Source organism: Roseovarius indicus (assembly GCF_008728195.1).
Taxonomy (GTDB): domain Bacteria; phylum Pseudomonadota; class Alphaproteobacteria; order Rhodobacterales; family Rhodobacteraceae; genus Roseovarius; species Roseovarius indicus.
Genome location: NZ_CP031598.1, coordinates 4,075,278 through 4,089,873 on the forward strand (window position 1 = coordinate 4,075,278; position 14,596 = coordinate 4,089,873).

General features: G+C 66.0%; 13 protein-coding genes. 12 read left to right on the top strand and 1 reads right to left on the bottom strand.

The genetic code is table 11. The annotated features are described in order from the left end of the window. The first annotated feature begins 73 nt into the window (after window positions 1–73). The 7 genes from RIdsm_RS19735 to RIdsm_RS19765 all read left to right on the top strand — a co-directional run bounded on the left by RIdsm_RS19735 (window position 74) and on the right by RIdsm_RS19765 (window position 9,340). Window positions 74–895, top strand: a complete 822-nt coding sequence (locus tag RIdsm_RS19735; protein ID WP_057818254.1) for a class I SAM-dependent methyltransferase — start codon at window positions 74–76, stop codon at window positions 893–895. Between the two features lie 138 nt (window positions 896–1,033). Continuing rightward, a complete protein-coding gene (gene dprA / locus RIdsm_RS19740) occupies window positions 1,034–2,251 on the top strand; it encodes a DNA-processing protein DprA (protein WP_074940578.1) in 1,218 nt (405 codons plus the stop codon). 150 nt (window positions 2,252–2,401) lie between these two features. Continuing rightward, window positions 2,402–4,381 carry an acyltransferase family protein gene (locus RIdsm_RS19745; RefSeq protein WP_057818137.1) on the top strand — a complete coding sequence of 660 codons (1,980 nt, stop codon included), beginning with the start codon at window positions 2,402–2,404 and terminating at the stop codon, window positions 4,379–4,381. 114 nt (window positions 4,382–4,495) lie between these two features. Then, window positions 4,496–7,048 (top strand): type I DNA topoisomerase, encoded by a 2,553-nt coding sequence (gene topA / locus RIdsm_RS19750; RefSeq protein ID WP_057818139.1) that lies wholly within the window; start codon window positions 4,496–4,498, stop codon window positions 7,046–7,048. Window positions 7,049–7,188: 140 nt separating this feature from the next. Beyond that, window positions 7,189–7,761, top strand: a complete 573-nt coding sequence (locus RIdsm_RS19755; protein WP_057818141.1) for a L,D-transpeptidase — start codon at window positions 7,189–7,191, stop codon at window positions 7,759–7,761. Window positions 7,762–8,015: 254 nt separating this feature from the next. Continuing rightward, window positions 8,016–8,711, top strand: a complete 696-nt coding sequence (locus tag RIdsm_RS19760; protein ID WP_057818143.1) for a CoA transferase subunit A — start codon at window positions 8,016–8,018, stop codon at window positions 8,709–8,711. Window positions 8,712–8,713: 2 nt separating this feature from the next. Beyond that, the gene (locus RIdsm_RS19765; protein WP_057818145.1) at window positions 8,714–9,340 is read left to right on the top strand and encodes a CoA transferase subunit B; all 627 of its coding nucleotides are present in this window, start codon (window positions 8,714–8,716) and stop codon (window positions 9,338–9,340) included. Between the two features lie 41 nt (window positions 9,341–9,381). Here RIdsm_RS19765 and RIdsm_RS19770 read toward each other — a convergent pair whose 3' ends face one another. Beyond that, complete coding sequence (locus tag RIdsm_RS19770) at window positions 9,382–10,194, bottom strand: lytic transglycosylase domain-containing protein (RefSeq protein ID WP_057818147.1); 813 nt, start codon at window positions 10,192–10,194, stop codon at window positions 9,382–9,384. A 378-nt stretch (window positions 10,195–10,572) separates the two neighbouring features. Here RIdsm_RS19770 and RIdsm_RS19775 point away from each other — a divergent pair, with 378 nt between their 5' ends. The 5 genes from RIdsm_RS19775 to RIdsm_RS19795 all read left to right on the top strand — a co-directional run bounded on the left by RIdsm_RS19775 (window position 10,573) and on the right by RIdsm_RS19795 (window position 14,567). Next, window positions 10,573–10,761 carry a Flp family type IVb pilin gene (locus RIdsm_RS19775; RefSeq protein ID WP_057818149.1) on the top strand — a complete coding sequence of 63 codons (189 nt, stop codon included), beginning with the start codon at window positions 10,573–10,575 and terminating at the stop codon, window positions 10,759–10,761. Window positions 10,762–10,949: 188 nt separating this feature from the next. Next, entirely contained in the window at window positions 10,950–11,159 is a 210-nt protein-coding gene (locus RIdsm_RS19780) for a hypothetical protein (protein WP_057818151.1), read from the top strand. 179 nt (window positions 11,160–11,338) lie between these two features. After that, complete coding sequence (gene cpaB, locus RIdsm_RS19785) at window positions 11,339–12,211, top strand: Flp pilus assembly protein CpaB (RefSeq protein WP_057818153.1); 873 nt, start codon at window positions 11,339–11,341, stop codon at window positions 12,209–12,211. 264 nt (window positions 12,212–12,475) lie between these two features. Further along, a complete protein-coding gene (locus RIdsm_RS19790) occupies window positions 12,476–13,894 on the top strand; it encodes a type II and III secretion system protein family protein (RefSeq protein WP_057818155.1) in 1,419 nt (472 codons plus the stop codon). A 16-nt stretch (window positions 13,895–13,910) separates the two neighbouring features. After that, entirely contained in the window at window positions 13,911–14,567 is a 657-nt protein-coding gene (locus tag RIdsm_RS19795; RefSeq protein ID WP_057818156.1) for an OmpA family protein, read from the top strand. Window positions 14,568–14,596: the final 29 nt, after the last annotated feature.

Consider the following 14,596-nt stretch of genomic DNA (forward strand, 5'->3'; position numbering starts at 1 on the left):
AATGCGCATTTTCCAACCCGGAATTTTCGAAAATTCCGGCACCACACCCGCCCAGCAAGGGAATACCCGCCCCATGACCGACGCGACCACCCCCAAAGGCCCCGACGCCCTCCGCGCCTTTGGCGACAACGTCGCCTTCGGCCGCACCGCCACCGATTACGCCACCCACCGTGCCGGCTTTCCGCAGTCGTTCTTCGACCTTGTCGCCACCCGTGGCTTTGCCACGGCCCCGGCACGCGCCCTCGATATCGGCACCGGCACGGGCACGCTCGCCCGCGGCCTCGCCCGCATCGGGCTCGACGTCACCGGCCTGGACCCCTCCGAAGAACTCATGGCGCAGGCAACCCGGCTCGACGCGGAAGAGGGTGTCAAAGCCACATATATAAAAGGTGCGGCCGAATCCCTCCCCGTCGGCGACGCCCAGTTCGACCTCGTCACCGCCGGCCAGTGCTGGCACTGGTTCGACCGGCCCCGCGCCGCCGCCGAGACCGCGCGTGTCCTCCGCCCCGGCGGCCGCTGCCTCATCGCCCATTTCGACTGGCTGCCGCTTCCCGGCAACGTCGTCGCCGCGACAGAGGCGCTCATCCTCGCGTACAACCCCGTCTGGGCCGGCGCCCACGGCACCGGTCTCTACCCCGACTGGCTGACCGACCTCGCGACAGCCGGCTTCACCGGCATCGAAACCGCTTCCTTCGACATATCCCAGCCCTACAGCCAAGACGCATGGCGCGGCCGCATCCGCGCCAGCGCCGGCGTCGCGGCCAGCCTCCCCGAGGCCGAGGTCGAGGCCTTCGATTCGGACCTCGCCGACCTGCTGGACAAGGACTTCCCGGAAGCACCGCTTCAGGTGCCGCATCGGGTCTGGCTGGCCACGGGCGTGAAAAAGGCCGCCTGACCGGCGCCTTGCCCGCACATCACCGAAAAAACCCGGAAAATCTGCGGATTTCCGGTTTTCGCCAAAATTTTTTTGTTTGGTTTACTCCGCGTTAACCCTGCGCACGTTACCCATGGTTTGCAAGCAGGCGGAGTCACGATGTCCGAGGATACACATCCTTCCACTCACCCCCCACTCCCACCCACCACGGAAGATGATCGGATATCGTGGCTCCGTTTGCTGCGTTCACGGCGGGTCGGCCCGTCGACCTTTTACCGCCTGATCGCCGAGAACGGCACGGTTTCCGCAGCGCTCGACGCCCTGCCCGAGCTCGCCCGCGCCTCCGGCGCCAAGGATTACGCTCCCTGTCCCGCCGGCGTGGCCGAGGCCGAACTGGCCGCCGCCCGCGCCGTGGGCGCCCGCATGGTCACGATCGGCGATGCCAGCTACCCCGCGCAGCTTGCCGAAACCGCCGACGCCCCGCCGCTCTTGTGGATGTTGGGCGACATCTCGGCCCTCTCCCGCCCGATGATCGCCCTTGTCGGCGCACGCAATGCCTCCTCTCTCGGCCTGCGCATGGCCCGTGCCCTCGCAAAAGAGCTCGCCGAGGCGGGCTACGTCGTCGTTTCCGGCCTTGCCCGCGGCATCGACACGGCCGCCCACACCGCGGCCTGCGAAACCGGCACGATTGCCGTACTGGCCAGCGGCGTCGACGTGATCTACCCGGCGGAAAACGCGCGCCTCGGCGATGACCTTCTCGCCAAAGGGCTGCGCCTCTCGGAGCAGCCGATGGGCCTCGTCCCGCAAGCCCGGCACTTTCCCTCCCGCAACCGCATCATCTCCGGCATGGCGCAGGCCGTCGTGGTGGTCGAGGCGGCGGCGAAATCCGGCTCCCTCATCACCGCCCGAACCGCCCTCGACCAGGGGCGTGAGGTGGTCGCCGTGCCCGGCCACCCGTTCGACGCCCGCGCCTCGGGCTGCAACATGCTGGTCCGCGACGGCGCCACGCTCGTTCGCAACGCGGCCGACGTGATCGAGGCGCTACCCGCCGCCACCCCACACCCGATCGAAGAAACCGCACCCGAACTGCCGCTCTCCAGCCACCCCGAGCCTCCCCAGCCTGATACCACCCAGCCTGACGCAACCCAGGCCGTGCCGCCGCCCGACACGCGCAGCCTGCGCGAAACCGCGAAACTTCACAGCCAGATCCTGCACCGCGACATCCTCCAACGCCTCGGCCCCACGCCATTGGCCGAGGATCAGCTGATCCGCGACCTGTCGGCGCCCGCGGCGGCGGTCGCCCCGGTTCTGACCGATCTCGAACTCGACGGTCGCATCATCCGTCATCCCGGCGGCCTCGTCTCGCGAAGTGCATGATCCTCGCGCGGCAGCCCGCAAGGGCTGACAAGCCCCGCTGCCCCACAAAACGAACCAGGGGCTTGATCCCCCATACCCGTTGAGGGCAAAAGGCGCCGACGAAACCCCGCGCCCGCCCACTTGAAGGGCCACCCGGGCAGGAGAGGCCGCTTGCATTATCGCCCCGACATCGACGGTCTGCGCACGGTCGCGGTGGTGCCGGTCATCGTCTTCCACGCCGGGCTGGGCCTTTCCGGCGGCTTCGTCGGCGTCGACGTCTTCTTCGTCATCTCCGGCTACCTGATCACGACGCTCCTGCTGGGCGAGCTTTACGAGAACCGCTTCTCCCTCGTCGATTTCTACGAACGCCGCGCCCGCCGCATCCTGCCGGCCCTCTTCGCCGTCATGGCGCTCACCACCGTCGCCGCGCTCCTCCTCATGACGCCCACCGACCTGGTGAACTACGCCAAGAGCGCCGCCTCCACCACGGCCTTCCTCGCCAATATCTGGTTCTACACGCAAGAGGGCTATTTCACCGAAGCGGCCGAGCTCAAGCCCCTCCTCCACACCTGGTCGCTCGGCGTGGAGGAGCAATACTACGTCCTCTTCCCGCCGCTCCTCTGGCTCGCCTTCCGCGTCGGGCGCAGCCTCCCCCCCGCCCTCCTCCTCACGCTCGCCGGCCTCCTCTCCTTCGCCCTCTCGGTCCACGCCACCGCCACCGCGCCCGAGGCCGCCTTCTACCTCCCCCAATACCGTATCTGGGAGCTACTCCTTGGCTCCAGCCTCGCGCTGATCGCCCGCCGCGGCTGGCTCGACCGCGCCGCCCGCAACCGCCTCCTGACCGGCCCGCTCGGGCTCATCGGCCTCGCGATGATCGCCACGGCGATCCTCGCCTACGGGCCCGAAACCCCCTTCCCCGGCACCGCGGCCCTCCTCCCCTGCCTCGGCGCCACCCTCGTCATCTGGTCCGGCACCGGCGGCCACACACCCTCGGCGCGCCTCCTATCCACCCCGCCGATGGTCTGGATCGGCAAGCTCTCCTATTCCCTCTACCTCTGGCACTGGCCGATCATCGCCTTCGCCGTCTACCGCAAGGGCGATGACCTCTCCGTCACCGAAGGCATCGCCTGCCTCGCCCTCGCCCTCCTCCTCTCGGCCCTCTCCTGGCGTTTCGTCGAACAGCCCTTCCGCGATCGCAAACGCCTCTCCCGCCGGGCCATCTTCACCAGTTCCGCCGCCGCGGCCGCCGTCGTGGCCGTCATGGCCACCTACGTCACCCAGCGCGATGGCCTGCCCGCCCGCATGCCGCAATCCTTCCTCGACCTCACCGATACCGGCCCGCTCATGCAACCCCTTGCCGACTGCCACTTCGTCACCCCGGCCCGGGCGCACACAGGCGATGTCTGCCTGCGCGGCGCCCCCGATACACCGGCCAGCTTCGTCTTCATCGGCGACAGCCACGCCTTCGCCCTCACCCCGGCCATCTTCACCGCCGCCGAAACCCTGGGCCTTGCCGGCTACCAGTATACCTACCCCGGCTTCCGCCCCCTCGCCGGCGTCGACAAACCCGGCTACCCGGAATTCCGCCAACAGGTCGACGCCCTCATCGCCTTCCTCGAGGCCCGCCCCGAGGTCGAAACCCTCTACGTCACCGCCTTCTGGCAGCACCAGATGACCGGCTACACCTACCGCACCGAGGGCGACATCTGGACAGACGGCGGCTACGAAGGCCAGGGCACCGCCTACAACCCCACCGCCACCCTCAATGGCCTCACCCGCCTCGCCCAACGCCTGCCCGACCGCCGCATCGTCCTCCTCGACGACGTCCCCGCCGGAGATGCGCTCCACCTCCCGACCCAGGCCCGCCGCCTGCTTTTCGGCCATGACGTCACCCTCGGCCTGCCCCGCGCCACCGCCGACGCACAGCGCGCCACCTACGCCCCCGCCTTCGAACGCCTCGCACAAGAGAACGACCAGATCCTCTTCGAGCCCCTCCTCGCCTCTCTCTGCGGCCCCGAGATCTGCCCGCTCTTCGACGGCGAGACCCTGCTTTTCCGCGACGGCGACCATCTCAGCCACCAGGGCGCCCTTCGCCTCACCGGCGCGGCCCGGGAGCTTCTGCAACGCACCCTCAAGGCCCCGAACGGCTGACTCGACGGCACGCGCACCCCACCGGGCATGTCATTTCAGGCCTCATTGACATTCCCGCTTGCCAGCCCACATGTTGCCCCGCCATAAGCGACCCCCGAGTCGAAAGGAGTTTTCATGCCAGTTGTCGTCGTTGAATCCCCGGCCAAGGCCAAGACCATCAACAAGTACCTGGGATCCGACTACACGGTTCTGGCCTCCTACGGCCATGTGCGCGACCTGCCCGCCAAGGACGGCTCGGTCGACACCGAAAACGGCTTCGACATGACCTGGGAGATCGGCGCCGACAGCCGCAAACACGTCAAGGCCATCGCCGACGCGCTGAAGGATGACAACGCGCTCATTCTCGCCACCGACCCCGACCGCGAAGGCGAGGCGATCAGCTGGCACCTCGAGGAAGCCCTGCGCAAGCGCAAGGCCCTCAAGAAAGATACGCCCGTCAGCCGCGTGGTCTTCAACGCCATCACCAAATCCGCCGTCACCGAGGCGATGAAGAACCCGCGCGAGGTCGACGCGCCGCTGGTCGAGGCCTATCTCGCCCGCCGCGCGCTCGACTATCTCGTGGGCTTCAACCTCAGCCCCGTGCTCTGGCGCAAACTTCCCGGCGCCCGCTCGGCCGGCCGGGTGCAATCGGTCTGCCTCCGCCTCATCGTCGAGCGCGAGATGGAAATCGAGGCGTTCCAGCCCCGCGAATACTGGTCCGTCAAGGCCCTCCTCGCCACGCCCCGCGGCAAGGAATTCGAGGCGCGGCTCGTCAGCTGGGCCGGCAAGAAGCTCGACCGCTACGACATCCCCGACCAGACCCAGGCCGAACTGGCGGTGCAGGCCATCACCAGTCGCGACCTGACGATCTCGGGCGTCGAGGCCAAGCCGACCTCGCGCAACCCGTCGGCCCCTTTCATGACCTCCACCCTGCAGCAGGAGGCCAGCCGCAAGTTCGGCATGGGCGCCCGCCAGACCATGAGCGCGGCCCAGCGCCTCTACGAGGCCGGCCTCATCACCTACATGCGGACCGACGGCATCGACATGGCCCCCGAGGCCGTGCACGCCGCCCGCGACGCCATCAAGGATCGCTACGGCGCCGAATACGTCCCCGACAGCCCACGCATGTACAAGAACAAGGCCAAGAACGCGCAGGAAGCGCACGAGTGCATCCGGCCCACCGACATGACGCGGGACGCGAGCCAGATCAAGATTTCCGACGCCGACCAACGCAAGCTCTATGACCTGATTTGGAAGCGCACGCTCGCCTGCCAGATGGCCGCCGCCCGCCTCGAACGCACCACGGTCGAGATCGAAAGCGCCGATAAGCAGGTCGGCCTGCGCGCCACCGGGCAGGTCGTCCTGTTCGACGGCTTCCTCAAGGTCTACGAGGAAGGCCGCGACGATTCCGCCTCGGATGACGACGACGACAACCGCCTGCCCCAGATCGACCAGGGCGACAAGGCCGAGAAGCGCGGCGTCACCCCCGAACAGCACTTCACCCAGCCCCCGCCCCGTTATACCGAGGCGACGCTCGTGAAGAAGATGGAAGAGCTCGGCATCGGCCGCCCCTCGACCTACGCCTCGATCGTCACCACGATCCAGGACCGCGAGTATGTCCGTAAGGACAAGAACCGCCTCATCCCCGAGGACAAGGGCCGCATCGTCACGATCTTCCTGCTGAACTTCTTCCGCAAATACGTGGGTTACGAGTTCACCGCCAATCTCGAGGAAGAGCTCGACGTCATCAGCGCGGGCGAGGCCGACTACAAGAAGGTGCTCGCCGATTTCTGGCGCGATTTCTCGGCGGCCATCGCCGAAACCTCCGAGCTGCGCACCGCCGAGGTGATCGACAAGCTCGACGAGGCGCTCGCGCCCATGCTCTACCCGCCCCGCGAAGACGGCTCCGACCCGCGCGCCTGCCCGCTCTGCGGCGAGGGGCGGCTCAACCTCAAGCCTTCGCGCTCCGGCGGCTTCGTCGGATGCTCGCGCTACCCCGAATGCCGCTACACCCGCCCCATCTCGGGCGATGCCGGCGAGGCGGGCGACCGTGTGCTGGGCGAGGACAACGGCGACGAGATCAGCCTGCGTTCGGGCCGCTTCGGGCCTTACGTCCAGCGCGGCGAAGTCACCGAGGACAACAAGAAGCCGCCCCGTGCCAGCCTGCCCAAGGGCTGGAGCCCCGATGACATGACACTCGAAAAGGCCCTGACCCTGCTCAGCCTTCCGCGCGAGGTCGGCCCCCACCCTGACGATGGCGAACCCGTCGAGGCGGGCATCGGCCGCTACGGGCCCTTCGTCAAGCATGGCCGCCTCTACGCCAACCTCAAGGAGGTCGACGAGGTCTTCACCATCGGCATGAACCGCGCGGTCGAGGTGCTGGCCCAGAAAGCCGCCAGCCGCGGCCAGGGCCGCGCCGCCGCCAAGCCGCTGAAGGAGCTTGGCGAACACCCCGAAAGCGGCGGTCCGGTGAACGTGATGGATGGCCGCTATGGCCCCTACGTCAAGTGGGACAAGGTCAACGCCACCCTGCCCAAGGGCACCGAGCCCGATGACGTGACCATGGAAATGGCCGTTGAACTCATCGCCGAGAAGGCCGCCAAGAAGGGCAAGGGCCGCAAGGCCCCAGCCAAGAAAAAGGCCCCGGCCAAGAAAACCACGGCCAAGAAGGCGGCCGCCGACAAATAGCCTGAAATCCGCGCAACCTGTGCAAAGCCGCCCCTTTCCCGGGGGCGGCTCACGCGCTTGTGACAGCCCGTTGGCTTCCCCGGCGCACGGGCCCGTGGCACATCTGCCCGAAATCCCATCGAGCAGAAGGAGCACGCAAGATGCCCCGCCACACCCTCACCCGCCGCACCCTGATCCTTTCCGGTCTGGCCACGACCATCGTCACCCCGGCTCTCGCGCAGGACCGCGAACAGCTTCCGGCCGAACCCGGCGTGCGCCGCAACATCTCGTCTTTCGAGCAGAAGGACTGGCGCGATCATTTCGACCCGGGCGCACCCGCCTACATCATCGCCGACACCGTCTCGCGCGCGCTCCACTACTGGAACGGCGAGGGCGAGGATTACCGCATCTACCCCACCTCCGTGCCGATGACCGACGAGCTGACGAAACGCGGCTACACCGAGATCGTCCGCAAGAAGGTCGGCCCCGACTGGACCCCCACCGCCAGCATGGTCGAACGCAACCCCGACCTGAAATACATGCCGCCCGGCCCCGACAACCCGCTCGGCACCCACGCCATGTATCTCGACTGGCCCGCCTACCTGATCCACGGCACCCACGACACCCGCAAGATCGGCCGCCGCTCCTCGGACGGCTGCATCGGGCTCTACAACCACATGATCGAAGAGCTCTACGGCATAGCCCCCATCGGCACCAAGGTGCGGATCATCTGACCGGTCACCACCGGCACCCGCGGCAGCACTGCCCGCCCGCCCCGGGCTTGCCCCGGGGCCTCGGGCAACTGCGTAATCCCGGCTCCAAGGCCGGGACACCGGCAACGAATAGCCTACGTCCAATCCCCGGTGCCGCTTCAGGCAGGATACATCCTACGTAGAAACCCCTAATCCCGCCCCCCAACTGGCCCAGACGTTGACTCTCTCCCGCCCCCTCCGTCATATCGGGGCCGAATGACAGGAGGGTTCATTTCATGAGCAAGATCTACGGGTCCGCCGCCGAAGCGCTGGACGGGCTTCTCCAAGACGGGATGCTGATCGCCGCGGGCGGTTTCGGCCTGTGCGGCATCCCCGAACTGCTGATCGACGCGATCCAGAAATCGGGCGTCAAGGATCTCACCGTCGCCTCGAACAACGCGGGCGTCGACGATTTCGGCCTCGGCCTGCTGCTGCAAAGCCGGCAGGTCAAGCGGATGATGAGCTCCTACGTGGGCGAGAACAAGGAATTCATGCGCCAGTACCTCGGCGGTGAACTCGAGCTCGAATTCAACCCGCAAGGTACCCTTGCCGAACGCATGCGCGCCGGCGGCGCCGGCATCCCGGGCTTCTACACCAAGACCGGCGTCGGCACCCAGATCGCCGAGGGGAAAGAGCACAAGGATTTCGACGGCGAAACCTACATCCTCGAACGCGGCATCTTTGCCGACATCTCCATCGTCAAGGCATGGAAGGCGGATGAAACGGGCAACTGCATCTTCCGCAAGACCGCCCGCAACTTCAACCCGCCGGCGGCGATGTGCGGCAAGACCTGCATCATGGAAGTCGAGGAAATCGTCAAACCCGGCGAGCTCGACCCCGACCATATCCACCTGCCGGGCATCTACGTGCACCGCCTGATCCAGGGCGAGCACGAGAAGCGTATCGAACAACGTACCGTGAGGGAGGCCTGATCATGCCCTGGGATCGCAATCAGATGGCGGCACGCGCCGCGCAGGAGCTGGAAGACGGCACCTATGTCAATCTCGGCATCGGCATCCCCACGCTCGTGCCCAACTACATCCCCGAAGGCGTCCACGTGACGCTGCAGTCGGAAAACGGCATGCTCGGCATGGGCCCCTTCCCCGTCGCCGGCGAGGAAGACCCCGACCTGATCAACGCCGGCAAGCAGACCATCACCGAACTGCCGCACACCTCCTACTTCGACAGCGCCATGAGCTTCGGCATGATCCGCGGCGGAAAGATCGCCATGGCGATCCTCGGCGCCATGGAAGTGGCCGAGAACGGTGACCTGGCGAACTGGATGATCCCGGGCAAGCTGGTCAAGGGCATGGGCGGCGCGATGGACCTCGTCGCCGGCGTGCGCCGCGTGATCGTGGTCATGGACCACACCAACAAGGCGGGCGAGTCCAAACTCCTGAAGGAATGCACCCTGCCGCTCACCGGTACGGGGGTGGTCAACCGGATCATCACCAACCTCGGCGTGCTCGACGTGACCGAAGACGGCCTGACCATCGTGGAATGCGCCCCCGACGTCACCCGCGAGGAGATCATCGAGAAGACCGAGGCGAAGATCGTCTGAACTCGAACGCGCTCCGGGCCAGCCCCGGGGCGCGTCGTCCCCTATTTCACCGCCAGGTTCAGCGCACAGGCATCGGTGATCAGCTCGGGCCGCGTCTTGCACAGCCCCCCGGCCACCTGGAAGGCGGCCAGTACCTTGGGCACGTAATCCCGCGTTTCCGTGTAGGGCGGCACGCCGTCATGCTTCTTCACCGCGTTCTCGCCGGCGTTGTACCCGGCCAGCGCCAGCACCGCGTCCCCGCCGAACTCCTTCAGCAGCCAGTCGAGATAGGCCACCCCGCCCTTGATGTTCTGATCGCTCGACAGGCTGTCCGTCACCCCGAACCGCGTCGCGGTATCCGGCATCAGCTGCATCAGCCCCTGCGCACCCTTGTGGCTCTCCGCGGTGCTGCGCCCGCCCGACTCCACCGAGATCACCGCCAGCACCAGCGCCGGCGACACGTCCGTCCCGATCGTCGCCCGCAAAATGTTCGCCCCCTGCGACGAGGCGATGCCCTGCAGCGTCTGCAACCGCGGCCCCGTCACCTTCACCCCGCCCGGCCCGTCCTCGAGGCTGGCAAAGGCGCTGCGAAGCCGCAGGGCGGGGTCTTCGGCCAATCCGGGGGAAACCTTCGTCCAGAACCAGTCATACCGCCCAGAGGCCGCTGCGGCGCTATGCGTGCCGGTTCCCGCGTCGTCGGGCTTCGGCTTGGCAGGCTTCGCCACCACCTGGTCCCCCGGCTCGATCTGAACGTTGATCCGCTTCTTCGTGCCCTTCTTCGGGGGCTTGCCCATCTTGAAGGTGAATTCGGGATAGGGCGGCGGACTGTCGGCAGCCGCGGGAATCGCAACACACAGGCCCACGGCCAGCGCCATCGACGCGCGTAGAATGTAGGGTTTCACTGCACTGCCTCGTCTTTTTGGGCAACCCTACCTCAAAAATCGGGATGTTTCACGGATTTTGTGGCCCCGCCAGAAACGGAAACATGTGAAATTCCCGCCGCAAATGGCCTCAAATCACGCTCCACAAGAAGAAATTTCACTTTTTATTCTTTTGTTTTCAGCATCTTAAGTACACTCACCGCAAAAAGTCCGCGATTCACAAAATGCTACCAAAGCCGCCCAATTCCTGCCTGATTCCACTGGCTATATCTGCTCATACCGCAACGGCAGCGGGCCTTAGAGAGAGGCGGCCCACAGAAAGCCGGAACGGTTAGTAACTGTAGCTTAACTGATCCTTTGGAGGGACCAACCATGATCAAGTTCATCAAGAAATTCCGCAAAGACGAAGAAGGTGCCGTGACTGTTGACTGGGTCGTTCTGACCGCAGCCGTCGTCGGCCTGGGCGTTGCTGGCGTGTCGACCGTTTCCGGCGGTGTTGACACCCTGGCCACCTCGATCAAGACCGGCGTGTCGAGCAAAAAGGTTTCGAACGGCGACTAATAGAAGTCCGCTTCTTTACGACTTGCACGTGGCCGCGAAATCGAATTTCGCGGCCATTTGCATGACGGAGGACATGCATATCATGGCGGCCCGGGCCAATGGCCCACGCCTCGACCTGACACCCCGACCGGATCGCCCACGCACAAGACGCGGCTGACCGGCCAACATGACAAGAGAGCGAGTACCCCATGACATTCAATCCCCTCAACATCCTCGGACGCATCAATACTCACCTTCGCGACGAGGACGGCTCAGCCAACGCCGAATGGGTGGTGATCGTCGCCAGCGTCGTGGGTCTTACCGCGGCATCGACCGCCACCATCAGCAACGCAATCGACGTCCTGTCGAGCGACATCAGCACCTCTGCATCCAGCAAGCAGGTGTCCAACGGCAGCTGACGAGCGCGTGGCGCTCCGGCCATGCGAGGCGCCTGGCGGCATCGGCATCCATCGCCGAACGACCGTCAAACCGCCACCCAACTTCCCTTCTTTCGCCATATTACCCGGGCAATACTCCGACCGGGAAACCGGCCCGGAAGGGGTCGGACGACGGAGCAGTCCATCGGAAAGGATAGGCCATGCGTTTGGTTTTCGGACTCGTACTTGTTCTCGGCCTCGGCCTTGCCGGCTTTGCCGTATACATGGCCAAGAGCTACATTCAGCGGTATCAGGCCGAGCTGGCCCATGAACGGGCCAACCGCGACCCCGGCATCGACACGATCGAGGTCTACGTCGCGGCCACACCCCTGAAATACGGGCAGGAGCTCAACCTCGAAGACGTGCGTCTCACCCCCTTCCCGGCGATGTCGCTGCCGGAAGGCGTGTTCGAGACCCAGGAGGCCCTCTTCCCCCGCGGCGAAGGGGTGCCCCGCACCGTCCTGCGCTCGATCGAGGCCAACGAGGCAATCCTCGCGGTCAAGGTGACGGCCCCCGGCGAAGAAGCCGGCATCACCTCGCAGCTCGAACGCGGCATGCGCGCCTTCGCGATCAATGTCGACGTCTCCAGTGGCGTCTCGGGCTTCCTGCGCCCCGGTGACCGGGTCGACATCTACTGGACAGGCCAGGCGGCCAACACCTCGGGCGCACAGCTCGAAGGGCGCGGCGCCAAGGACGTGACCAAGCTGATCGAAACCAACGTCAAGCTGATCGCCGTCGACCAGGAGGCCAACGCCGACACCAACGAGGCGATCATCGCCCGCACGGTCACGGTTTCGGCCCGCCCGCAACAGGTCGCATCGCTGGCCCAGGCCCAATCGACCGGCCAGCTTTCACTGTCGCTCGTCGGCGCCGAAGACGATTCCGTCGCCGAGGCGATCGAGGTCGATCAGCGCAGCCTGCTGGGCATCGAGGAACAGGTCGTCGAAAGCGCCCCGATCGAACAGCAGGTCTGCACGATCCGCACGCGCCGCGGCGCCGAGGTGATCGAGACACCGATCCCCTGCACGAACTGAACCGGGCGCGCCGGGCCGGCCCAACCGGCCCGAACCGCACCGGAAACGCACCCGCGACGAAAGGGGCGCTGCCATCCGCAGCGCCCCTTGTCGATCCCCGCGTGGGGTGAAAAGGGTTTCATTCGCGCAACGATCGCGCAGAAACGTCTTCAAAGCCGGGTCGAAAGTCATTGATTCTTGCAAAAATTTCGGAATTGGCCCATCTTTCGGAAAACGCGGGCGCCAAGACCCGCATCTTGAGGCGTGATCGGAAAGGCAGGTCACATGACATTTTCGCGCTTATTCAAAGCCGCTCTCGCGGGGCTGGTTTTGGCGTACGGACCGATTGCAGGCTCGGCCATGGCCGAGTCGCTTCAGGTCGTCCGGAAGGCAACCGGGCGCGACCTGAGCATCACCATGAACCAGGCGGTCGTGGTCGAAAGCGATGTCCCCTTCGCCGAACTCAGCATCGCCAACCCGGCCATTGCAGATTTCTCGACGCTCTCCGACCGCACGATCTACGTGCTGGGCAAGTCGCCGGGGCGCACCACGCTCACCCTTCTCGATGCCACCGGTCGCCTCATCACCAATGTCGAGGTGCGTGTCAGCGCCGACATCTCCGAATTCAAGGAACGTCTCCGGCAGGTCCTGCCCGGCGAGAACATCGAGGTCCGCTCCGCCAATGACGGCATCGTGCTCTCGGGCACCGTCAGCAGCAACGTCCGCATGGACCGCGCCCTCGAGCTGGCCCAGCGCTATGCGCCCGAGCGCGTCTCGAACCTCATGTCGGTCGCCGGCAAGCACCAGGTCATGCTCAAGGTCCGCTTCGCCGAGATGCAGCGCAGCGTCTCCAAGGCGCTCGGCACCTCGCTGTCGATCGACGGGCGCAGCAATTCCGGCGTCGGCGTCATCGGCGGCACCAACACCACCAACACCCAGGGCGGCGTGCTGAACACGCTCGCGGGCGCGATCCCCTCCATTCAGGAAAACAACGGCGCCATCGCCTTCGGCTTCGACATCGGGTCGACCGAGGTCGGCATCCTGCTGGAAGCGCTCGAAACCAAGGGCGTCGTGCGCACCCTGGCCGAACCGAACCTCACCGCCCTTTCTGGGCAGGAGGCCAAGTTCCTCGCCGGCGGCGAATACCCGATCCCGGTCTCGCAGGAGAACGGCGTCACCACGATCGAATTCAAACCCTTCGGCGTCGAGCTCAACTTCATCCCGCGGGTCGTCGACGACGGTGTCATCAACCTCGAGCTGGCGGCCGCGGTCTCGTCGATCGACAACGCCAACTCGCTCGTCGTCGACGGGCTGTCGGTCAACGCCTTCCGCCGCCGCGACACCTCCACCACGGTGGCCATGCGCGACGGGCAGAGCTTCGCCATCGCCGGCCTCCTGCAGGACGATTTCCGCGACAACAGCGGCCAGGTGCCCTGGATCGGCGACGTGCCCGTGCTCGGCGCCCTCTTCCGCAGCGCCGATTACCAGCGCGCCCAGACCGAGCTGGTGATCATCGTGTCGGCCCACCTCGTCACGCCCACCACGGGCGAGGCACTGGCCCTTCCCACCGACCGCGTCCGCATCCCCAGCGAGCGTGAGCTCTTCCTCAACGGCCGCGTGGCCCGCGACGTCCCCGAGGACAGCCCTGTGGGCGAAGTCGCCCGCCAGGATTTCAGCGGCTCTTACGGCTACATCATGGACTAGGCGAGAGGACAGCGGCATGAAACGAACACTGTTTGCGACAACGACCCTGCTGGCCCTTGGCGCATGTTCCTACCCGACGGAAGTCCTGCGGTCCTATTCGGAATCCGGCTCGATCGCCGATGGCGGCAATTTCGGCAATTCCACCATGAACAACACGCAGATCATGACCGGCGAGAAAAGCTACGCGGTCAACCTGTCGAACCGCTTCTCCCGGGAAGTGGACAACACGGTGAACTTCGCCTTCAACTCGTCGCGGCTCGACGCGACCGCCGTCAATGTCCTGCGCCGGCAGGCGCATTTCATCCGGCAATTCCCCGAAGTCCGCTTCCGCGTCTACGGTCATACAGACGCGGTCGGCTCGAATGGCTACAACAAACGTCTCGGCCTGGCCCGCGCCAACGCGGTCGTGAATTTCTTCGCGACGCAGGGCATCAGCCGCTCGCGGCTCGAAGCGGTTGTTTCCTATGGCGAAACACAGCCCCTGGTCGTCACGCAGGGCCGCGAGCGCCGCAACCGCCGCACCGTGACCGAAGTCAGCGGCTTCGTACAGTCGCACCCGATCATCATGGACGGCAAATACGCCGAGGTCGTCCACCGCGAATATGTCCAGAGCGCCGAGCCCCAAACGACGCTGCAGATCGTGGACACGGGGGAAACCGTCGTCGCGGAATGATCGCGCCAACACGGCGCGAACGTGAAATC